This is a genomic window from Halorubrum ejinorense (assembly GCF_039522565.1).
Taxonomy (GTDB): domain Archaea; phylum Halobacteriota; class Halobacteria; order Halobacteriales; family Haloferacaceae; genus Halorubrum; species Halorubrum ejinorense.
The window spans coordinates 12,404-33,207 of the sequence record NZ_BAAADQ010000006.1 but is presented as its reverse complement, the minus strand read 5'-3'; the positions used below and the strand labels follow the sequence as shown (position 1 = coordinate 33,207).

Sequence of the window (20,804 nt, the reverse complement as noted above, 5' to 3'; positions counted from 1 at the left end):
GCCCGAGCCGACTTTGGGTGGTCGCACGGCAGATACTGGACGCTACTGTGTACGGAGTCGCTGTCACGGCGACGGTGTTGCTAGCCGCGATTCCGCTTCGATTCCTCGGCGGGACCACAGCCGACGTTGTCCTGCTCAGTTTTATTGCTGGGATCGTCATTCTTGGCTACGCAACGTACTGTCTCCTGCCGGGGAAGCCGTGGGGCGTCGAGCACACCGAGTCGGGGATGGAGGTGACTCGTCGTGATCGGACCCAAACCGTCGGCACCCGCAGAGAGACTCGTTTTCAGGCCGCTGTACAGCGGCTTCCACCGCTCGGACGTTACGGCCTTCCACCAAACGAGCGGCTCTCGCCGGCTGCGAAATTATTCATCGCAGGGGTGATTGTCTTGATGGTATCAATTGGGATCGAGGCGCTGTTCATCTGGTGAAGCGGGACATGTCGTGGCTCCGAGAGATGGGTCAGACTTTTGAGAACCGCCCACTCCCGTATTGACATGACACGCGACGAATCTCCAGGCGTCGATACGGCGGCCCGAGCCGCATGGGAGCAGACACTCGCTGACGCCGAGGACCTCGTCGAACGCCGTGAAAAAGCAGGGTGGGACGTTCTCTTTACCCAAGCGGGAGAGACGACTCTGGAGGTCGATGCGGACGAGGGAGAGCCGGTGTTTACTCACCTTATGCCCGACGGTGATGCCGATGTGATCGCCGAATGGGTTACTGAGGGGTCGTTTCCACAGTACGACGTTCACCGCGCACAGGAGGCTGGAACAGTCTTCCTCGTGGTCGAATTGCTTGATCCGGAACAGGGACGGTGTCTTCTTCTCGCCGCAACCTACCCGCTCGCAGAAGCTGCTGGGATCTACGAATCGGCTGCGCGAGACTCCTCACTCAAAACACGCCTCCGGCGGCTTGATAAGACCACTATCGCGTCGCTTAGGCACGAGGAGAGTGAAAAATTCTTCCCATCCGATGCCGGTGGAGAGACTGGTCGGCGGGGCTAAACAGCCGGATATCCACCTTGTTGTCGCGGTGACCAAGACTTGGAACGTCGCTAAATTGGAGTTGAGACGGTGGAGTTCAGTAGACGCCGCCACCCGGGAATCTACTCCTGACGGGAGGTAACAATAACACTACAGATGGTCACGCCCTACGGGCACGTCGACGGATCCGGAATACCACCGGAAAGACAATTACAAAGAGAAAAACACCGATAAACACACGACCAGTACTTGCCAGTGCCGCAGGGGCCGATACAAACGCTTCGTCAAAATCAGCAGCTACCCAGATCCCGCTGACCGTAACGATTGCCAGTGTCCAGAGTACGCCGCCTAGAAGCCTAATTGGAGGACGGTACTCGTGAGACGGGTAGCTAAATTCGATATCGTCTGAGCTACCGGATCCCATATGTGCGGATTCGTCTGTGAATGACAAATAACCAACTAATTTTTACGACGTATTAGGTTGGTTAAACTTCTACGGCTCTGCGTCAGTTCGTCACAGTCCCGGAAGAAGGCACCCACTCATACCACAAATCGGTATGCCTCAATCCAATTTTGGATTCTACGACCGAGATAATTTCAGATAAAATAAGGTAATAAGGATTAAATTCTGCTAGAGGTGATATTTGATTGATGAGTACGTCACTGGGGGTGAGTCAACTAGGTGCATTTCCGGTCGTCGATATTGTCGTCACGATACTACTTTGGTCCGTACTGAGCCTCTATCTCGCCGGTGACCTTTATTGGACGTATGAAGTGATCCGATACGGCCTATTTTATTCATCGCCTACGCGTGAATACGGTGCACGCGACGCTCAAGTTCGTATTTTGACGATTGATAACGAAGCGGTTGTTCGCAACACGGTCGCGCGTCTTCCAGACGAGTTTGATGAACCGTATGTTATCGCTGAGAAACCGATAGACGTTCCAAATTGTCATGTCCGCGTTGTGCCTGAAGAGTTCGAGTCTGAGGCGACAAACAAGGGACGGGCAATCGAATGGGCTCGGCAGACGATCTCGTGTGATCGGGAGTTTGTCTTCTACCTTGACGAGGATAGTCACGTGCTCGAATTCGAGGGGTTCCCGGATGCTGATATCATCCAATTTAACGAGTTTCCTCGAAGAACCTCGAGCATCATCACGTACCTCTGTGAGATCAACCGCATCGGCTTTCAATTCGAACAGACGGCGTTCTCTCGGGTGAAAATTCCATTGTATGCTTGGGGAGGTGGTCTTGCCATTCGAAAGTCAGTCGAGGATGAGATCACATGGGATTATCCGACAGTAATTGAGGATACGGCGTTCCTATGGCGAGCGTTCACCGAGTTGGACCGAGAGGTCTCGTTTGAGTACATTCCCGACCGAATCTCAAACCAAGCCCCGCCAAGCATTCGCGAAATGTTTAGCCAACGGCGACGGTGGATCGCGGGTAGTCGCGAGAATAATCACATCCTCTCGCTTGACCGCGTGCTGATGTACGGTATCCGCGACCTCTCGTGGTCGGTGACTGGAATCGTTCCTGTATTCGTGATTATTGGGTTTCTCCCGGGAGTGTCGGTGTTTTTCGCGGATATCTATCGTGTTGCCGCACTCGGATTATTCGCCTTCATGTACATTTGGATCCTCGTTGGGATTTATCGCTACCGACCGTCTCTCCCGTTCGCCATCGCTGTGCTTGTTCTCGCGCCCGTGACAACCATGCTTCACTCTGTAGGCGCCTTGTGGGGACTCATCGACCCACCAGACACCTTCGATGTAACTGCGAAAGCTACAGAAGATTCGTTCGACGGCGACGCCTCACGATAGCTTTCAAAACTCAATCGTAGTTGATCTGCTACCGGGGAGTTTCTGAAGCACTCTGACCCGGTCAATTCGCATCGTTTCGACCCATGATGTTGAGAGGTCGGCCGTTCCAATTCTGTTAACGTGGTTCGAGAAAATAATCCCGAACGGCTGGGCTGTTGCGTCGCGTAGTGTCGTCGCTACCGATCCCTCAAGCGCCCGCGTTCGGATCAAGTTCCCGTTAAAGAACCACTCGATCCGGTCCGGGAACCATGCGCACCCGTAGGTGTTTGTTGTTTTCGTCAGGTCGTCAGTTGTCTGGTATGCTACGGGATCATGGCGGTGTGTGTCCTGGTCACCCGGAGATCCAGAGCGGCTCCAGTGGACATCAGTTTGAAGCGTGGACCGTCGGTCAGCGGATCCGTCTTGAATGAGCTCAACAATATCGATTTCTGGTGGCCACGTGCCGTCGGCAGGATGCATCCAAAAGGCGGGCAGAATCCCTTCTCGTGCCGGTAACTGTATGTCCGCTTCGACGTACACCGGCGGGGACGGTTTGATTGGGACACCATTTTTTGGATGCCACGCTTTGCCGCCGACGCTCGTGTTGAGGACACCTTGGTGACAGCCGTCAGGACCGGTCCCATCGGATTCGATCTGAAGATGGCAACTGCCGTCTGTGATTGACACGTGCTCGGCACTTACTGACGCGTCGTCGTTTGGAATCCACTCCTCCGGGTTGACGAAGCCGACACCCCACCGGTCAGTATTGAACGTGTCCCACGTTTCGTCCAAGATAACGGTCCAGTCAGTCATACGCAATTCACTCTGGTCAAGGGCTTTTCCGGTGAGACCGACACCGGCTACCCCAACGGAAGCGAGGAAGTGCCGTCGAGTGAGCATTGGTCTATCGTATGTTAACGCGGAACGACCCACCGGCACTGTATCAGCATCGGCACGGTATCAAATGTCGGTAGAGTCCGTCAATTGTTATTCTACGGGGTGAAATATATGTATTTGTTGAACCTTATAAAATGAGTGCTAAAGAGTACTTTACACCAGGCGATTTTAGCTGAAAGTAGGCGCTAAGCCCCCTTCCTCAGCGAGCGCCGACCTAATGGGAGGTGCGAGCAGGGAGGGGATACAGCGCCGCACAGTTCTCATACATGATTCGGTGCCAGACCCACAGGCCCACGCAATCATAACGTTTTTGCAGTAGAGTAGTACAGTATTGACTGAACCTAATGGAGTACGACCTCGATTCGGGAGCGCACTCGACGTATTCCCTACACTACCACCTGATACTCACCACGAAGTATCGGCGCGGAGTGCTAACCGGGGAGCGAACCCAATTCATTCACGAGGTCATCAGCGGGTTCACGGACAACTACGGTGTCGAAGTGACCAACTTCGACGGCGAGGACGACCACGTACACATCCTCTTCCGAGCGAAACCAACCACAGACCTCGTGAAGTTCATCAACACGGTCAAGGGCGCGACCGCCCGCCGTATCCGCAACGAATACGCGGATGAACTGAAGACCGAACTGTGGGGCGACTCGTTCTGGAACGACTCATACTGCCTCATCTCGACGGGGCAGGTGTCGCTAGATGTGCTGAAACAGTACGTTGAGAACCAACGCGAGTAGAGCGTCATGTACTACGCCTACAAGTACCGTCTCAAGCCGTCCGACGCCCACCGCAAGGAGTTGGACCGCCACCGCGATATTTGTCGGCAACTGTACAATCACACGCTCTATCGGCTTAACGAGTACCAAGATGAACACGGCGAACTGCCGTCCATGACCACGCTACGGTCGGAACTCCCCGATCTTAAGAAATGGTGGGACGGTCTCTCAGACGTATACTCAAAGGTTCTCCAAACCGTCGTAGAACGGCTGTTCGATAACCTCAACAGCCTCTCCAAACTCAAGGAGAACGGCTACGGCGTCGGGAAACTCAACTGGAAACCACCACGAGAGTTCCGCAGTTTCACGTACAGTCAGTCTGGCTTCAAGCTCGACAAGAAGGGCGGTCAGACTGTGCTGTCACTCTCGAAACTCGCGGACATTCCGATACGACTCCACCGCAACATCCCCGACGACGCCAACCTCAAGCAGGTCACGGTCAAGAAGGAACCGACGGGCGAGTGGTTCGCCACGTTCGGCGTCCAAATCGACCGTGAACCGCCCGAACCCACCGAAAATCCCGAGAAGTGCGTCGGAATTGACGTGGGGATTCTCAAGTACGCCCACGACACCGACGGCACGGCGATCGAGTCGCTCGATCTCTCCGACGAGCGTGAACGCTTGGAGCGTGAGCAACGGAAACTCTCGCGGAAGCAACACGGGTCGAACAACTACGAGAAGCAACGGCGTCGCGTCGCGGAGTGTCACGCCGATCTCCGACGGAAGCGCCGTGATTTTCTCCATAAACTCTCGAACTACTACGCTCGGGAGTACGACCTCGTGGCGGTCGAAGACCTGAACGTGAAGAGGATGATGGAAAGCCCGTCGAACAGCCGTGATACTGCGTCTGCCGCGTGGCGAACGTTCCTCTCGTTGCTCGAATACAAGTGTGAGCGAGAGGGGACGCACTTCGTCGCGGTCAATCCGAGAGGGACGACCAAGGAGTGCGCGTCGTGCGGCGTTTTGACCGACAAGCCGTTGTGGGTCCGTGAACACTGCTGTCCCGCCTGCGGGTTTGAGGCGGACAGAGACGCAAACGCGGCGTGGAACATTCTTTCTCGCGGCCTCGAAGACGTAGGAGTGGGACACTCCGAATCAGCGCCTGTGGAGACTGCGCTTCCTGTGGATACCTCGGTATCTGCAAAGCGCGTCGTGGAAGCAGGAAGCCCTACCCTCAAGGAGCGAACGGCGTCAGCCGTGAGCGAGTAGGGTAGGGTAGTTCACCGAGGCGAAGTTCGGACGGGTGAAACTCGGACAGGTTCGAATTGACGCCCAGACCCTCATCAAGCCCGTTTATACCTATGGCCCTGATGTGGCGGATCCTAGCAGTGATGAACGAGTTTTCCGAGAACTCGCCGACGTCGCTTCAACCAACGGGCTGAGTCGGGAGGCCCAAGAATTTCGATTTCGGGCAAAAAGCGCCCAACGGCGAGCCGAATTTACACGAGCCCATGAGGCGACTGTACTACGGGAACGCATCACTCACATGTACCGGTACTTCGCGCTGTTCTTAAGCGGGTCGATTACCGGGTATGGCGAACGGCCAATTCGGGTGCTCTATAGCGGCTTCGTCGTAATCTACCTCTTCGCAGGTGTATACTACTTGCTTGGCGGGATCGCGGACAGTGCTGCCACCGTGACTTCGGTGGGGGCAGGCGGAACCACGGGTGAGCCGCTCGATGCGCTCATTTTCAGTCTCTCTACGTTCGCGGGAACGGAGAGCGGGCTGGTTGCGACCACCCAAACGGCACGATTGCTGGCGAGCCTCGAGTCGCTCGTGGGAATTGTGTTTATTATTCTGTTCATCGTAGTTTTGACCCGGCAAACAATGGGGCTGTCATAGGAGAGTGTAATGACTGGCGACCAATCACGGTTAAAACCGTCCGTGTTTCCCCTCGTGATTATTGGCCTGGCCGCTATTTTAATTGCGTTGACATCTGGGGTGAGCGGTATCCTTGGACTGACCTCTGGCCAGCTCGGGTTTGCAGGCGGCCTGCTCACGATTCTGGCACCAATCATCCAATTTCTGTCCCAGCCGCTATTCCTCTCAACAGATTCCCGGCCCACCAACGGCGAACCACGCGACCGGGGCCAGCGTGAACTGATCAGCGAACTTGACCGGCTCGATAGTAGCATCCGTGAATGGGAGGGAGAGAATCAATTCTATTGGACAAGTCTTTCCGACTCCAAGCGATCAGAGTTTGACCCCTCTGTTCGTTCGGCCTGCGATGATTTGGTCGAGAAACTTGGTGACCTAGCCGCTGTTAACAAAAAATTACGAATCAATCTCAGTCGAGACCTCCAAGCCGATTCGGCGATCGTCACGCGGAGTCTGCCAGCCGAGGCCATCGACACGAAAGGGGATGAAACCCGTGTCATTACTGCCTGGAAAGGTTGCGTGGCGAAGGAGTCGGTGTCTGACTACGAATGGCTAGTCGATTGTGGTTCGGTCTTCACCGAGTGTGAGAGCGAGGCAGAACTGCGAACTAGGATAGAACAGAAATCCAGCCGTGCGGACGTTCATTTTGATGTCTCGGAATGGGACGGAGTCGAGGACACGTGGGATCGTAAGTGGGAACCGACTCTATGGGCCGCAAAACGGGCGACGGACCGTACTGTCTGGGAGATCGTCGGGGACAATCAGACGCTGTTTAATCGGCAGGAGCAGCTTATTTCTGAGGTTTTCACGCTTCGTTCAGAGCTTTACCAGCTGCTCAACGCTGGCGACCGCGATACCTGGCGTGAAGCCTCCGCCGCCGAAGCTGAGACCCACCGCCAACGAGTTGTGGAGACAGCGCTGGTGCTGCCTAGATTGTGTTGAATGTGTCCGACCCTCGTCTCCCCGACGGAAACAGTCACGATGGACTCGCCTCAGCAGCGCGTGGTGACGCGATGTGCGAGTTCGTCATCGAGATTCATGCGTAGTTACCGGCGGACCTCGACAGGGCTCCCCATAGGAACTCTACGGTCTGACCCGAAAGGGTCGGAAGTTCCTAGAATGACGCAACCCCTGGCCGTTGAAGAGACGTTCCAGCCGATCTGCGACACTATCGCCCATAAGTTCGAAGAGATGGTCAAGTACGAGAACGTGCTCTGTTCCGACACTATCTAATGAATCGTTCTACTTGCGATACATTACTGTTCGTACTCTCTAGCGTAGCGGATTGATATCTAATTAACCAACAAATCTATGTCGATACATGCCCTGTTGGTTAACACGAGGCGACCGCTGATGTCCCACAATCCACCGACACCACCATCTGACCTCTCGACGGAGATGGTTAACACACTCAACGGTTACTCGCCTGAACAACTCCAGCACGTCGCACGCTATGTTGAGGCGCTGGCAGCGCACAAGGCACGCGAGGGCCCCATTGAAGAAGAGTCGGATGACGATGAGAGCGAGGAACGTCGCGACGATCTTCCGGACGACGTCCCGTCGAAGGCCACAATAACAATCAAAGAGATCAATGACAACCGCTACTACTACTGGCAGTGGCGAGACGGTCAAAAAATCCGCTCTCAATATAAGGGGCCAGTCAACCCGAACGATTAGCCTTGATGTCCATTAGCTATGCTTCGATAGAGAGTGTGATTAAACGACCGTTCCATCAAACACATCGATAGAGGGGTGTTGACGAGATCTAGGCTTCGCGAACACATCGATAGGGGTGCTGAGCAAGCGGTTGGCGTGTCAGTTACCTGAGTCAACAGGAGCCGCTGACGCTAATTAGCACTGGATATTCATCTTTCAAATATGCTCATTTCAACGCCTCTAACGGCGGATCACACATCGATAGAGGGGTGTATACGGTGATCGATAGAAACGTATTAGATCATCGGGTATAAATTACTCAGTTGTCAATTGTGACCTGATAACAGCCACCTGATACACATCGATAGAGGGGTGTATACGGGGACTCGTAGAAAACGTCAAATGAAGGAGAGCGTAATTTAATCGCGGACACATCGAACACATCGATAGAGGGGTGTGCGGAGACTAATGGGAACAGATGATTAGCTGGGGCAGCGATACACTCAGAAAGTATCTTGAAAAAGGAATATGAAGCGGACGGCTCCCTGTAATATCGCTAAAATCTCAACTACGTCTGATTCCGAATCTGCGCTTTGACGACAGAGCTGACTTCATCCTCAGAAATCCCTTCAATACGCGAGTCTTCTCGTAGGGTTTCGAGAATCGTCTCGGGTCGTTCTCCAAATTGGAACTCGAGGAACATACCGGAGCTGGGACCGTGACTCCGCCGCTCGAAGTCGACCAGCGAATACGTCGTGAGCTCTTTCATCTTATTCACGTACGTTTCTTGGTGGTACTGATCGGCTCCAATAGCGTCGGTCAGATACTGATACACACGATAGCCGGTCGTACTCCTGGCGGTCCCCCCATCGGTTTGAGACGCAACTGCCGCGGTTGCGTACAGACAGAGCTTTTTTTGTGTGCTGATACCGCGAACGACCTCTAATACCCGGTTCTTTTCGACTTTTTCCTGTGCGGTACGGACGTGCTTTTCGCGAACACGAGTGTCGGCCTCGCGTTCAGCTAATTCGCCGGCGACCCGCATGAGATCGATCGCCTTCCGGGCGTCACCATGCGTCTGTGCTGCGAATGCCGCTGCGAGTGGAATCACGTCATCGTCGACGACGTCGTCATGGAACGCATCCTGACGCCGTCGAAGAATTGCTTGGAGTTGGTTCGCGTCGTAATCGTCAAAATGGACGTCTTCGGGGGTAAACGAACTGACGGCACGACTCCCGACAGACTCCATCATTTTCGTGTCGTTTGAAATCGCAACGACCGAGATGTACGCGTTCAACTCGTCGTTTGCCCCAGCCCGGGACAGCTGATACAGCAGTCGTGAAAACGCAGGCTCTTGTTTGTCCCGGCGACCGACGAGCATATCCAGTTCATCGAGGACAAACACAACGGAATCGAAGTGTTCGTTGACGATTCGGTAGAGTTCATCCCATTTCTCTTTCGTCGCCACGCCGTGTTTCGGCACTTCGACAGGGACACCCGCCGCGTCAGCAGCTTGCTGAACGAGCTCATACACGGCGATGCCGAGAGTGTCTAAGTCCTGGCAATTCACCTCGATGGTTCCAAACTGGATGTCGCGGCTCTCACAAATACGGCTGATATTATGACAGACAGCCTTTGTAATCAGGGATTTTCCGGTCCCAGAAGGCCCATAGAGAAACAGATTTGGCGGACGGTTATCACCGAGCGCGACACGAAGCATTTTGGTGACTTCTTGCAGTTGCTCGTCGCGGCCCACGATCCGGTCCTCTTCGACAACGTAATTCGGATCGAGGAGCGCTCGGTCCCGAATCAGCCCATCCTGGTCGTCGAACTCGAGGAGCATATCCTCGATCGACTGTGATGACTCCTCTGAGTCGCCCTCGTCTTGGGGTTGTGAGTCACCATTTGTGACGTGAGAGGACGAAGACTGTCGCGAAGAATCTGACTCCGACACATTCGACAGCTCAGCTTGAGCCGTCAACTCGTCCTCCGACGGTCCCGGGTTCTCTGCGGGATCATCGGAGTCGTCAGTGCCCATGGGTCAATCGATACCCGCCTCTATCAAAAAGGTTCCCCACCTCTATCGAAGTGTGATCAGCCGTGTGAAACCTGTGATACCGTATTACCTGCGTAGTAGTCATGATAATGGGTTAACCGGCGATAGCCAGTGACGATGTGTTTCGCAAAACACGCTCGAACACACACACCCCTCTATCGATGTGTTCGATGTATTCACGGGGTGGGGGGTTCGTTGGGTCAACGTCTGGGCCAAACCGGCGAAGCAGTTCTCGTATCGGCTTAGAACAAAGAAGAAACGTTCTCATTGTCTTCTACTCTGTCTATTATGAGTCCTCTTTCTCTTCTCTTCTCTTATTCTATTTACACAAACACACACACCCCTCTATCGATGTGTTCGATGTGTTCGGACGAGCGACAATTGCGTCCTTCAGATAACGTCAAGAATCTATCGGTATGACTTCGGTTATCCGGGCATAGAGAGACTCTATCCGTGTGATTCACCAAAACCGTGGTTTGTAGAATAAAATCGACTATCTGACTCTTCCGGCCTCCTCAGTTAGAACACATCGATAGAGGGGTGTGTGTCCCATCGAGCTGCTACCGTTAGAAGACGGTCCCCTCGCTGTTCGGAAAGAAGTGAACAGTCCTTCGTGTGCCGTTTTGCGATTAGACCACGTCGCGCACCTTGTGGCGTGCCATTGAGACATAGACAGCAGAACAAAAGTGAAGAACGGACATCAGCTATGACCGAAATCGTCTACAGAACACATCGATAGAGGGGTGTCTCTCAAATGAGGTCCTCAAACTGTTCGCGTTCAACAGTTCACAAGGTCTCACGGTGTCTTTTGGGCGCCAGCTCAGAATTAACCAACAGATTCGATTATGTAGTGGTCTGTTGGTTAATCCAACTCGCTATTCGCGAACACCGTCAGCTCCGGTATTCGTGTGTCTACACGCTCTCGACACACCTTCGAGCGATCCCGCCCGAGCGGTGACAGCACACTCTCGACAGCTCTGACGAGTCGCGTCCGTAGTACGACGCATCGTACGACTCGACTTCCTCGTGAGCCAACGCAACCCGGCCTCGTGAGCTCTTCTTGTCGTCGACGACTACGTACTCGATCTCTTGTCCTGGATGGACAGCGATACCCTGATCGCGAGACTGCTTCACGTTCCGGGTGTTTTGCGTATACCCCTCCAGCGACTTAGAGACACGATTCCCTCCGACGATCTGATGGAGGCGCCTGATAGCATCTTGAAGACAGTCGAGTATGGTGTCCGGAGATCGAGTTGCGTCGAGCCGCTCGAGACGTCGCCCACGTAGTTAGCCTATCTGTATAATCGCCGGCGTGTCAGTTCCGAATTTCGGGAAATTGAGGTCGCCTTGTCAGAAGCAGCGTACTCTCGCGGATTCGCTCTGTCAACCCTGTTTCTAGGGCCCTTTCTGAGTTTATTATCTGAACCCTCGAAAGCGTATTAACCAACAGAACGACCGTCTCACAGATGACTGTTGGTTAAAACTGCTGTGGATCGTCCTCCATACCCTGGATCAGGCAGGTAATGTCCGATGAGCCGTCCCCGCTCCACCGAGTGAGCTTGGATGGCGGCGCCGAACACCGAGACGTGACCGACGTCGTCGAAGAGGAGTGGGTTGAGAAGACGACGCCATCTGAACGAGTGTACGATCCGTTGTCTGTAGCACAAATACGGAGCGTGCCCACGTCTCACCAACCACGGCGCGAAAGCACCTGCTGACGCCTGAGAGCGCCGGAGAGGTGATAGAGACGCAAGAGGGTCAGACGACGCACTACCGACGGTCGGAAACGGCTATCGTCACTGAACACGCCCAGTCGCTACTCGCGGAACGGACACCCGAGGAGACGCGTCCGGCATCGCTGATATGAAGACACAGATTCAGGCGTGGCCCGAAGGAAACGGGGTTGATTCATCCGAAGAGTTCGCCTGGGAGCTGGACATCGACGACGCTGACAGCGACTACGGGGCGCTCCTCACAGAATGGCAAACGACCCGACGCAAACTCGCGCTCGCACAAGCACCCCTCGCAATTGGTGAGGTAAGTCAAACTGGTCACCTTACAGGCACGGACAGAAATGACGTTGGCACCGGCGATACATCCATTGTCGTCTGACTGACGACTGAGACCCCCTCACCATATCAAACCAGACGAACAGTCTGAGGCATTTGGCCCTATCGATGCCGGGCCCCTACGGAAAATACGAGACCTGTTTGTGGTTTGAGTTGCTGGTCCAGGCGGCGTCATTAAACAACCAGCTCAACTCACAAACACTCTCAGGTGAACTATCGGACGGGGTCGGAGCGGCGTCAACCGCGCGGATTGACCTCCGATGGAGTCTCACCCGAAACTACGCCGCAACATCGATGACCGAGACCGAAATATTCGGTTCGACTGCCATCAGAAACCTAATGCACTGCGCCGCCATTCCCATTCACCACTGATGCTCCAAGCCGTCCCGTCGAATTGTCATGTATTGCTGTGTCTGAGACCAGCCTTGTGACGCGCGTATCTCCAGCGGTGACGATACGACTGTACCTACAGAGCATTCGAGGGGGCCAATGACGAAGAAAATCCACCGTGATATCTTCCTTACCCCTCTCCTGAAAATAGGCGCTAAGGCCCCCTGTTCAAGGTGCGGGCTATGAACGCGGCGAGCGAGTAGGGTAGGGAGGAGGTCGCGATTGTTTCGCTGTTGCCGCCACTCGATTCACCACCTAGCCGTCGATTTCAATGTAGTCACTCTTCCATTTGGTTCGTTCCTCTATCTCGCGAGTCCCCTTGTGAGCTAACGCATACTCGTTTGTTCGACCATCTTTTTGACTCTTCTCGACGAGCCCTTTCTCGATCAGGGCGTCGAGGTTCGGGTACAGTTGTCCGGGGTTGATCTCGCTCGCGTAGTACTCCTCTAGTTCGTCTTTTATTGCGAGTCCATGCGGATCATCAAGCCCGGCGATCACGTATAACGTATCGCGCTGAAACCCTGTTAGATCGTTCATACACCAATCCAGTTGCCATGAGTAAAATAACACAATTAATAAAATGGCTGTGAACCACTCTGTCACCGCACCATCACCGATTCACACCAAAGCTGTGCTCCGAATTATATCAAACTAAATATCTTTAGAATATAATGTAGTATTTAATATGTATAGGGAAAAGACGATAATGTGTTTTCGTATTAGCTTGTTGAATTTTGTAAATTATAATGATAGACTCGAAAAAAGCTAAAATATCTCTACAGATCGTTTAGTTTACGAATTGGTGATGAGATGTATTCGTCGGCTCTATACTTATGTCGGTTTTTATCTATAGGCAATACTTTCACCCGCTCTAAATAAAAGAACGTTAACATATCCACAGAAAAATAAAAATATTAATATTCAATTACCAAGCGAACATAATAACAGCGATCGAGATAACCCGTTTTACGTGAACAAATAATAATACAATAATGTACTAGAAGTCGTCATATTTCTCAATAACTGTTCGTATAACCATCACAGGCGCCTCACTGACGCGACTATCACTAATGTACGGTGATGTTGAATGACTCGTTGTATTTGATTACCGTCGCGCGTGGACTGCTATACAAAACAAATCTTTATATGTGGTTGTTCCCATGAAAAAAGCTATGACTGAACAGCTTCTGAAGCCCAGCGTGAGTGTTCGTAGTGTGATCTTCGATTCTTCTGATGACATTCTCATACTTCAACGTAATTCAGATAATAACTGGGAACTGCCTGGTGGCCGACTAAGCTCATACGAAGGCGTTTCAGAAGGACTGCGTCGCGAGGTTCACGAAGAAACCTCACTCTCAATCGATATTGAAGACATTCTACTCGCTAACTCTTGGATTAACGATCAGAACAACGACCGATTCGGGGTCTACTACGTTTCTAACACTAACCAACGACGCGTCAAACTAAGCCAGGAACATACGGATTTCATGTGGGTGACCTCGTCTGAAGCTGCGCATAAGCTCTCTCGTGCACAAGCCAAGGCGATACAACTGTCCTGTGAGGAAATGACGACGAAGCCCGTGTTGGATATGTGAACTACGCATCCGCCGCGGCGCTGCTTGTGACAACCTCCAAACTTATTTATCGGCTTGTTCCGACTCGATAATATGGAACTCGCAGACGCGACTGTGCTTGTCACGGGTGGCGCAGGGCTCATTGGTAGCCATCTCGCGACCGAACTCGTAGCGAACGGGGCGTCAGTACGGGTTGTCGACGATCTCTCGAAAGGTGACCGAGCGAGAGTTCCTGACGGCGCTGAGTTCATCCAAGCAGATCTCACTGATCCGCAAGCTGTCGCGCAGGTCCTGACTGAAGCGATCGATATCGTGTTTCATTTCGCGGCGTACACGGATACGAACTACGACGAAGACCGGAAGCTGTTCGAAGAGAACACTGAGATGACGTACAACGTTCTCGAACGGATGGAGGACGTCGGCGTCTCGAACATCGCGTTCACCTCGTCCTCGACGGTGTACGGAGAGGCTCCTCGACCGACGCCGGAAGACTACGCGCCGCTGGAACCCATCTCTATCTACGGGTCATCGAAACTGGCCGACGAAGCGTTGCTCTCGACGTACGCGCACTCATATGATTTCACGGTCTGGGTGTTTCGGTTCGCGAATATCGTCGGTCCACACCAGCGCGGGAACGTGATTCCGGACTTCATTGAGAAGCTAATTGACGACCCGTCCGAACTAACGATCTTGGGTAACGGCCGGCAGGAGAAATCCTACCTCCACGTCACCGAGTGCGTCGACGCGATCCAACATGTTATCGAAACCTCCTCCGGTGATCTTAACACGTATAATCTCGGCACTCGCGCGACAACCTCGGTCACGGAAATCGCGGATATCGTCGCCGACGAGTTGGACCTCGATCCGACGTACTCGCACACGGGTGGAGACCGCGGTTGGACGGGTGATGTCCCGAAAATGCGGCTCTCGATTGAAAAGCTCTCAGCTCTCGGCTGGGAACCGTCACTGTCGAGCCACGAGTCGGTTCGCCGTGCGACTCAAGAACTCGTCTCGGAGATGACTTAGCGCGAGTTGCGTTACCGGAACACGTTGACTGCCACCAACTCTTCTCTCTGCCGCTGATAACTGTCTCTGTGGGCGGTTAATATGAGACACCAACTAACCATCAGATCTGTCTGTGTATTGAAGAAGCTTACTAGCGTGGCCCCAACGATCAACCCGATTAGTAGTAAGAACACTTGCCTGAACAGTTCACTTGGCATACGCTATCCCGTGCTTTGTATCACTAGTAAACTTTGCTTTTATGAACACAAATGGGCAGAATATCTGTTTTTTCCACAGATACTGGTATTTTGCTGCGCTTTGGACCTATCTGCGCCACCCGCAACAACAACACGAGCTCAAGTTACTTCATTTCGATTTTCCGTCCGTATTTGTCGCCTCATCCGACTCACTCGGCCGCCGGTCCTCGTCGCTGTTCATGAGTTCAAGTTCGGATGCGCGGATCGTCTCAAGCAACCGATCGGGTCGCGGCTCCGGCTCGTGGATCCCGTGTTTTATCATATACTTACGGACTGTCTGTGCCGTCACGTCGACACCGAGTTTTTTTCGCATTTCCTCAAACGTCGCGTTTTCATCATACACGGCCGCGAGTCGCTCCGGATCCTGATACTCCGGGATCTCGTCGTGCACCTCGGAGTCTCCTGCTTTCTCGCCATTCGGCTCAGTTTTTGATTGGGACCCGACTGTTACTGTCGGTGGCGTCTTGGCGTCTTCTGTATCGCCGTTTTGCCCTTCGTTGTTAACCGGAGGTGTGGGCGCCTGCGTTTTGGTTCCGTCTGTCGGCCCTGTGTCCGCATCTACAGGGTCTTCTCTCCCGCCTCGGACCCCTGACACTGACCGTGATGTCTCGAGATTTGTTTGGCCAACACTTTCGATCTCTATTGTCATCTCCCACTGGAGCTCGTTCTCGACGAACTCAGCGTTGTCGGCATCGATACGAGCCCTGTCGAGGTTGTTTACCCGATCTAACGGAATCGCGAGACGCACCTGCGCCTCATACAGCTCGCTGCTGGTCTGAATCCCGACGCTCCTGATCTCCGTCCGTGTCGCCTCGATCCCTGCCGTTATCGAAGCAAGGGTGCCGAGTTGCTTTTCGCTGCCGTCTCCACTCATCTTTTTGACCACTCTCGAGGACGTATGAGGGTCTGTCGACTCCGACACAGACGCTGGAAGCCGCGACGTGTCCCCTTGGCGGCGGCATCGGGGCTCGGTACTTCGGTCGCACGAAACGGTCGGGTTGCGGCCACTGGCGAGTGGCACACCGACTGACGGTACTCGGCCGACGCGTGTGACATCTCTTATCGCGGTGTCTCCTTCTGTAAGCGGCACTCGGCGCAGAGGCTCCGCGCAGAGATCCCCCGGCCTAGCACTTTGCCGCATTTACAACGCGGGACATCTGCTTTTTCGGCCATGTTCTCCATATCTCTCGTCTTATTGTATAATACTTCGGGTACAAAACATCTCTCTCGCGAGTTTCGGAACGTTACCCTGATCGTTCGTCGTATTCGATACAACCTGTTAGGTCTCATGTTCCGTCTGATCTTGTTGCTATCACTCTCATTCTTGAGCGGTCTGAGTGCGATTTTCACGACTTACGCGACCAACGATGTCCCGTCTAATCGCTCAGTATCGGCGTCGATGTCCATCAGGTCTAGGATTGTCGGGGCGATATCGAGCAGATCGACGTCCGTCAGATCAAGATCCGCGCTCGTCGAAAACAGACACGCATTCTCAAACTTGTGCATTCCGTTTCGAGGCCCCGTCGCAAACACCTCATCTTTGTCGGTGAATCCGGCCTTCAGATCGTAGCCGTCTGCTGGAATCACAACCAGATCCGGAGCGATATCCGTATTGTCACCACTGAACGCGTCCTCACCGCGAACGATCTTCCGACAGACCTGACGCCCGTCTGGCCCCGTTAGCGATTCGAGGTCGGCGATGAGGTCGTTACGGACGCTCTCGTACTCGGTTTTCGGAACCGCTCCGTCTGGTTCCCGCCCTTCCATGTTCAAGAAGAGACGGCCGGGAATTAGCGAATACGCCCGCGTCGCTTCGTCGATGTCTCCCAGTTCCTCGTGGTCTTCGGTCGCGTATTCGAGCCAGCCATCTTCTTCGAGCCACTTGTTGAGGTACACTTCGTGCGTCAGGTGAGTGAACCCGTGATCGGACGCGACGATCAAGGTCGTCTCTGGGTCGATCAGCTGCCGAATCTCGCCGATGTACGCGTCGAGGGTCTGATAGAACTCGAGGAACTCGTCGGCGTACTCTCCATCGGTCGCGTAATCGCCAAACAGGAAGTGGTTCACCCGGTCCGTGGTCATGTACACCCCGAAAAAGAGGTCCCAATCGTCTTTTTGTAGGAAATGCCGGAAAGTCTTGTGTCGGGCGGAAATCGTCTTTTCGGCGTCGGCGATGAACGCCGACTTGTCGTCGTCATGTCCGAGCTTCGCGTTCACGTCGACCTGATACCCGAACCCCTCGATAGCCCGTTGGATGTCGGCGTCGCTGGACGCCTCCTCGACCGAGGGCGACAAGAAGCCGGACACGTGTCGCTGAATCCGCGAGGACGGCGGGAACGTCACCGGGACGTTAAACACAGACGCGTCTCGCCCCTCGTCCGTCACCAAGTCCCACACACGCGGGCCGTTGACGTGGCTTCCCATCGGCACGTACGTGTCATAACTCCCCGAGCTACGGTCTTGAAATCCGTAGACACCAGTCTTCCCAGGGTTCGTTCCGGTGGTCAACGTCGGCCAGCAGGCGCTCGATTCGGGCGGGACGATACTCGAAATCTGTCCGCCGCTCCCAGATTCGGCAATCTCAGTGAGGTTCGGAAATACATCGGGATGTTCCTCAATAAGCCCGTACGGTACGCCGTCGATCCCGAGAAAAACCACACGCTCGTCCGAGCCGCCCCCGAGTTTATCGAAAAGTCCCATACCGCAAGCCATAGACCCGGTAATAAATAGTCTTGTGTATGTGTCAGGTATTTCACTCCGCCGCGCGCACGGCTTACGGATTTATAATACCGAGACCGTGAGGGCAAGAGCTGCCGTCCCGGCTGCGAGCGGCGCGATCATCCACACAGCGAGAACTCGTGCGACCATCGAGCCGCGGAACAGCGTCACCGCCGAGGGGTGAACTGCGTAGGAGGGTGGCTTCTCGCACCGAACCGTCTCTTCACGAGTGGCCGGCGGCGATGGCGCGACTCTCGATTTTCCCCGTTGCGCCCGCCCCCATCCCAACCCGATGATCGCCGTTACCGTCGATAACGCGAGACTGGCCGGAATCCCGAGGTACGATAGGCCGGTCGTGATCGTCGCACCGATGACCGCCACGACGACGGCGGCCGTCATCGGTAAGTCGGTTAGGTCGCTCCCGACTGTCGCCATGGTTCGGCGGGCGATCGTGAAGGCGCCAAACGAGATGGCCCCGACCGCGACAAGGAGTGCGATATCGAGTGAGACCACCCCGCTACCGACGAGCGGCGCCACGGCGTTCGCGACGTTGCTTGCCCCCGCGGAAAAGCCCATGTAACACGCGATCACCAGGAGCAGCACCGTCGAGACGACGTCCGAACGCGTCGCGCCGTCAGCGACTTGGAGCCTCGGCTTCCCGTCCGTCCAATCCAGCGTCACCGGACTCGTCGTCGGCTCGGTGACCCCGACGCGCGCCGCAATCTCGTCATACTTCCACCGGCCGATCGCTGCCGCTGTCCCGAACGCGATCACCGGCGCAACGATCCACCACCGAGCGATCCGAACGAGTACCTCCCACTTCACGCCGACGCTGCCAATCCCCATCCCGACCATCGCGCCAACCGCGACCATCGACGTTGACGTAGGGATCCCGAGAACGTTCGCGACGAGCAGCGTCATGCCGATACACGCTAACACGACGAATCCGGCCGAGAGGCTAAACACGGGGGCCGCGACGATATCGTTCCCCACGGTCGTCACGACGTTGCGACCGACAGTCCACCCGCCGATGATCGCGCTTACGCTCATCAACACGCCGGCACCGACCCGCGTCACCGCGTTTGCGCCGATCGCTGGTCCGAACGCCACACCAGTCGATGATCCCCCGATATTTATTCCAACAAACGTAGCGAGAAACACTCCACCAATCAACAGATCATTCATTGTGTTCCTATCTTCTGTCTAAACGCGTAAAAATTGGGGTTACATGTGAGTGTTCAAACACGGAAAGACTCTTTTTATTTCGGTGAAATCACCGGTCGTATGGCAGCCGACACGCCGACGGACGTCGACGTATCGTACACCGACGGTGAAGGCGAAGATCCGGCCGACTATCCGTCGCTCCAGCACAAAATCGAGAAGGCGATCGAGGTCACCAAGACCGGGCTCGAGGAGTACGACAACCCCGCGGTGATGTGGACCGGGGGGAAAGACTCCACGCTCACGCTGTACTTCATCAACCAAGTCGCTGAGAAGTACGGTTACGAAAAGCCCACCGCGGTCTTCATCGACCACTACCAGCACTTCGACGAGATCATCGACTTCGTCTCACACTGGGCCAATGAATGGGATATCGACCTCGTGTTCGCGCGCAACGAGGACGTCGGCGCGTACGCCGAGAAACACGGGCTCACGCCCGGCGACGAGATTCCGGTGTCGGCCCTTTCGGACCACAACAAACACCACGTTCGAGACATCCTCGAATACGAGGAGGACACGTTCCCGTTTCTCCTCGACACGTACGTCGGTAACCACCTACTGAAGACAGTCGCCCTGAACGACGCCTTGGAGGAGTACGACATCGACGGCGTCATTTCGGGGATCCGGTGGGACGAACAGGACGCACGCGCTGACGAGACGTTCTTCTCGCCGCGGCATGACCCAGAGATCTACCCACCGCACGACAGGATCCAGCCGATTCTTCAGTTCGACGAGGCGGACGTCTGGGACGTGTTCTGGAGCTACGTCGTCCCCGATACGGTCGCAGCGTTCCCCGACGACGGGTACGTCCCCGACACCGACGACGACCTTCCGGACGGCGTCAGTCAGGCCGAGATTCCCATCTCGCCGAAGTACTTCGCCGGCTTCCGATCGCTCGGCAGCGAAGTCAGTACGGAAAAAACTGAGAGCGTCCCCGCATGGAAGCAGGACCTACAGAACACGACCGAACGAGCCGGACGTGCCCAGGACAAAGAGGACCTGATGGAGCGGCTGCGCGATCTCGGCTACATGTAACCTGGCTCCCCGCCAGCGGTCGACCTTCTCCCGTCTTACACCTCTCTCTGTGGAGTAATTGGTGCCGTACTCGTTGACACTTGTCGGGCCACACAAACGGCCGTATCGGGACCGTGAGCTGACCCCGAACTCGCGACCCGTTCCAGCGGATCCGTGTCCCTTGTCCGATCCGCCGTTTGAACCGGTAGCCCCCTCGGTCGTTACCCATACTGGCCGAAGCGAACGCCGTTTTTCCCATCTCGTTCAGTTTACAATCCTACATTTACATCGGTATAACCGTAATGACTATGAGTCAGTTAGACAGCGAACAGTTGCTAACGGTTCACACTAGTTTACGCCACTATGTCTGTAATGGTTGTTTATCTTGTATGTGCGGATGTTTCTAACATCTGGTCTTTTATTTGGCGTAATAATCAGCCGACGAACGAGGTACAAACCGACGTGTTCGCCAACACGATTGTGAACCCACC

General features: G+C 54.6%; 19 protein-coding genes and 1 pseudogene. 13 read left to right on the top strand and 7 right to left on the bottom strand.

Translation table 11 applies throughout. The features are described from left to right. Positions 1–17: 17 nt before the first annotated feature. From ABDZ89_RS07530 to ABDZ89_RS07520, 3 genes are all read left to right on the top strand, one after another. Positions 18–431 carry a DUF7555 family protein gene (locus tag ABDZ89_RS07530; RefSeq protein ID WP_343777947.1) on the top strand — a complete coding sequence of 138 codons (414 nt, stop codon included), beginning with the start codon at positions 18–20 and terminating at the stop codon, positions 429–431. Between the two features lie 66 nt (positions 432–497). After that, positions 498–1,007, top strand: coding sequence for a DUF7529 family protein (locus ABDZ89_RS07525; RefSeq protein ID WP_343777945.1), 510 nt, complete (start codon positions 498–500; stop codon positions 1,005–1,007). 630 nt (positions 1,008–1,637) lie between these two features. After that, entirely contained in the window at positions 1,638–2,810 is a 1,173-nt protein-coding gene (locus tag ABDZ89_RS07520; RefSeq protein ID WP_343777943.1) for a glycosyltransferase family 2 protein, read from the top strand. A 3-nt stretch (positions 2,811–2,813) separates the two neighbouring features. On the opposite strand, the gene ABDZ89_RS07515 is transcribed toward ABDZ89_RS07520, so the two are convergent. Then, entirely contained in the window at positions 2,814–3,602 is a 789-nt protein-coding gene (locus tag ABDZ89_RS07515) for a glycoside hydrolase family 16 protein (protein WP_343777942.1), read from the bottom strand. A gap of 428 nt (positions 3,603–4,030) precedes the next feature. On the opposite strand from ABDZ89_RS07515, the gene tnpA reads away from it, so the two are divergent. From tnpA to ABDZ89_RS07490, 5 genes are all read left to right on the top strand, one after another. Then, positions 4,031–4,435: an IS200/IS605 family transposase gene (tnpA, locus tag ABDZ89_RS07510; protein WP_343777941.1), complete on the top strand. Its 405-nt coding sequence runs from the start codon at positions 4,031–4,033 to the stop codon at positions 4,433–4,435. 6 nt (positions 4,436–4,441) lie between these two features. Then, entirely contained in the window at positions 4,442–5,683 is a 1,242-nt protein-coding gene (locus tag ABDZ89_RS07505) for an RNA-guided endonuclease InsQ/TnpB family protein (RefSeq protein WP_343777940.1), read from the top strand. Between the two features lie 34 nt (positions 5,684–5,717). Next, complete coding sequence (locus tag ABDZ89_RS07500; protein WP_343777939.1) at positions 5,718–6,317, top strand: hypothetical protein; 600 nt, start codon at positions 5,718–5,720, stop codon at positions 6,315–6,317. A gap of 9 nt (positions 6,318–6,326) precedes the next feature. Continuing rightward, complete coding sequence (locus tag ABDZ89_RS07495) at positions 6,327–7,295, top strand: hypothetical protein (RefSeq protein ID WP_343777938.1); 969 nt, start codon at positions 6,327–6,329, stop codon at positions 7,293–7,295. Positions 7,296–7,706: 411 nt separating this feature from the next. Further along, positions 7,707–8,030, top strand: coding sequence for a DUF6788 family protein (locus ABDZ89_RS07490; protein ID WP_343777937.1), 324 nt, complete (start codon positions 7,707–7,709; stop codon positions 8,028–8,030). Between the two features lie 547 nt (positions 8,031–8,577). Here the strand turns inward: ABDZ89_RS07490 and ABDZ89_RS07485 are convergent. Further along, positions 8,578–10,047 (bottom strand): orc1/cdc6 family replication initiation protein, encoded by a 1,470-nt coding sequence (locus tag ABDZ89_RS07485; RefSeq protein ID WP_343777935.1) that lies wholly within the window; start codon positions 10,045–10,047, stop codon positions 8,578–8,580. Between the two features lie 880 nt (positions 10,048–10,927). Further along, a pseudogene (locus ABDZ89_RS07480) lies at positions 10,928–11,337 on the bottom strand (type B DNA-directed DNA polymerase); the annotation flags it as partial. 439 nt (positions 11,338–11,776) lie between these two features. Between ABDZ89_RS07480 and ABDZ89_RS17090 the strand changes: the two are divergent. Together ABDZ89_RS17090 and ABDZ89_RS07475 are read left to right on the top strand one after the other, a co-directional pair. After that, entirely contained in the window at positions 11,777–11,932 is a 156-nt protein-coding gene (locus ABDZ89_RS17090) for a hypothetical protein (protein WP_425544605.1), read from the top strand. After that, a complete protein-coding gene (locus tag ABDZ89_RS07475; protein WP_343777934.1) occupies positions 11,929–12,177 on the top strand; it encodes a hypothetical protein in 249 nt (82 codons plus the stop codon). The genes ABDZ89_RS17090 and ABDZ89_RS07475 overlap by 4 nt, the downstream gene beginning before the upstream one ends. A 602-nt stretch (positions 12,178–12,779) precedes the next feature. Here ABDZ89_RS07475 and ABDZ89_RS07470 read toward each other — a convergent pair. Then, entirely contained in the window at positions 12,780–13,061 is a 282-nt protein-coding gene (locus ABDZ89_RS07470; protein WP_343777932.1) for a helix-turn-helix transcriptional regulator, read from the bottom strand. Positions 13,062–13,696: 635 nt separating this feature from the next. On the opposite strand from ABDZ89_RS07470, the gene ABDZ89_RS07465 reads away from it, so the two are divergent. Together ABDZ89_RS07465 and ABDZ89_RS07460 are read left to right on the top strand one after the other, a co-directional pair. Continuing rightward, on the top strand, positions 13,697–14,119 hold the full coding sequence (locus ABDZ89_RS07465; RefSeq protein WP_343777931.1) for an NUDIX domain-containing protein: 423 nt from the start codon (positions 13,697–13,699) through the stop codon (positions 14,117–14,119). Positions 14,120–14,191: 72 nt separating this feature from the next. Beyond that, complete coding sequence (locus tag ABDZ89_RS07460) at positions 14,192–15,124, top strand: SDR family NAD(P)-dependent oxidoreductase (RefSeq protein ID WP_343777930.1); 933 nt, start codon at positions 14,192–14,194, stop codon at positions 15,122–15,124. Positions 15,125–15,469: 345 nt separating this feature from the next. Here ABDZ89_RS07460 and ABDZ89_RS07455 read toward each other — a convergent pair whose 3' ends face one another. The 3 genes from ABDZ89_RS07455 to ABDZ89_RS07445 form a co-directional block, all read right to left on the bottom strand. Beyond that, the gene (locus ABDZ89_RS07455; protein ID WP_343777928.1) at positions 15,470–16,234 is read right to left on the bottom strand and encodes a DUF8073 domain-containing protein; all 765 of its coding nucleotides are present in this window, start codon (positions 16,232–16,234) and stop codon (positions 15,470–15,472) included. A gap of 479 nt (positions 16,235–16,713) precedes the next feature. Beyond that, positions 16,714–18,060 carry an alkaline phosphatase family protein gene (locus ABDZ89_RS07450; protein WP_343777926.1) on the bottom strand — a complete coding sequence of 449 codons (1,347 nt, stop codon included), beginning with the start codon at positions 18,058–18,060 and terminating at the stop codon, positions 16,714–16,716. An 81-nt stretch (positions 18,061–18,141) separates the two neighbouring features. Then, a complete protein-coding gene (locus tag ABDZ89_RS07445; RefSeq protein ID WP_343777924.1) occupies positions 18,142–19,263 on the bottom strand; it encodes an inorganic phosphate transporter in 1,122 nt (373 codons plus the stop codon). A gap of 99 nt (positions 19,264–19,362) precedes the next feature. Between ABDZ89_RS07445 and ABDZ89_RS07440 the strand changes: the two genes are divergently transcribed. Beyond that, a complete protein-coding gene (locus ABDZ89_RS07440) occupies positions 19,363–20,334 on the top strand; it encodes a phosphoadenosine phosphosulfate reductase family protein (protein ID WP_343777922.1) in 972 nt (323 codons plus the stop codon). Positions 20,335–20,804: the final 470 nt, after the last annotated feature.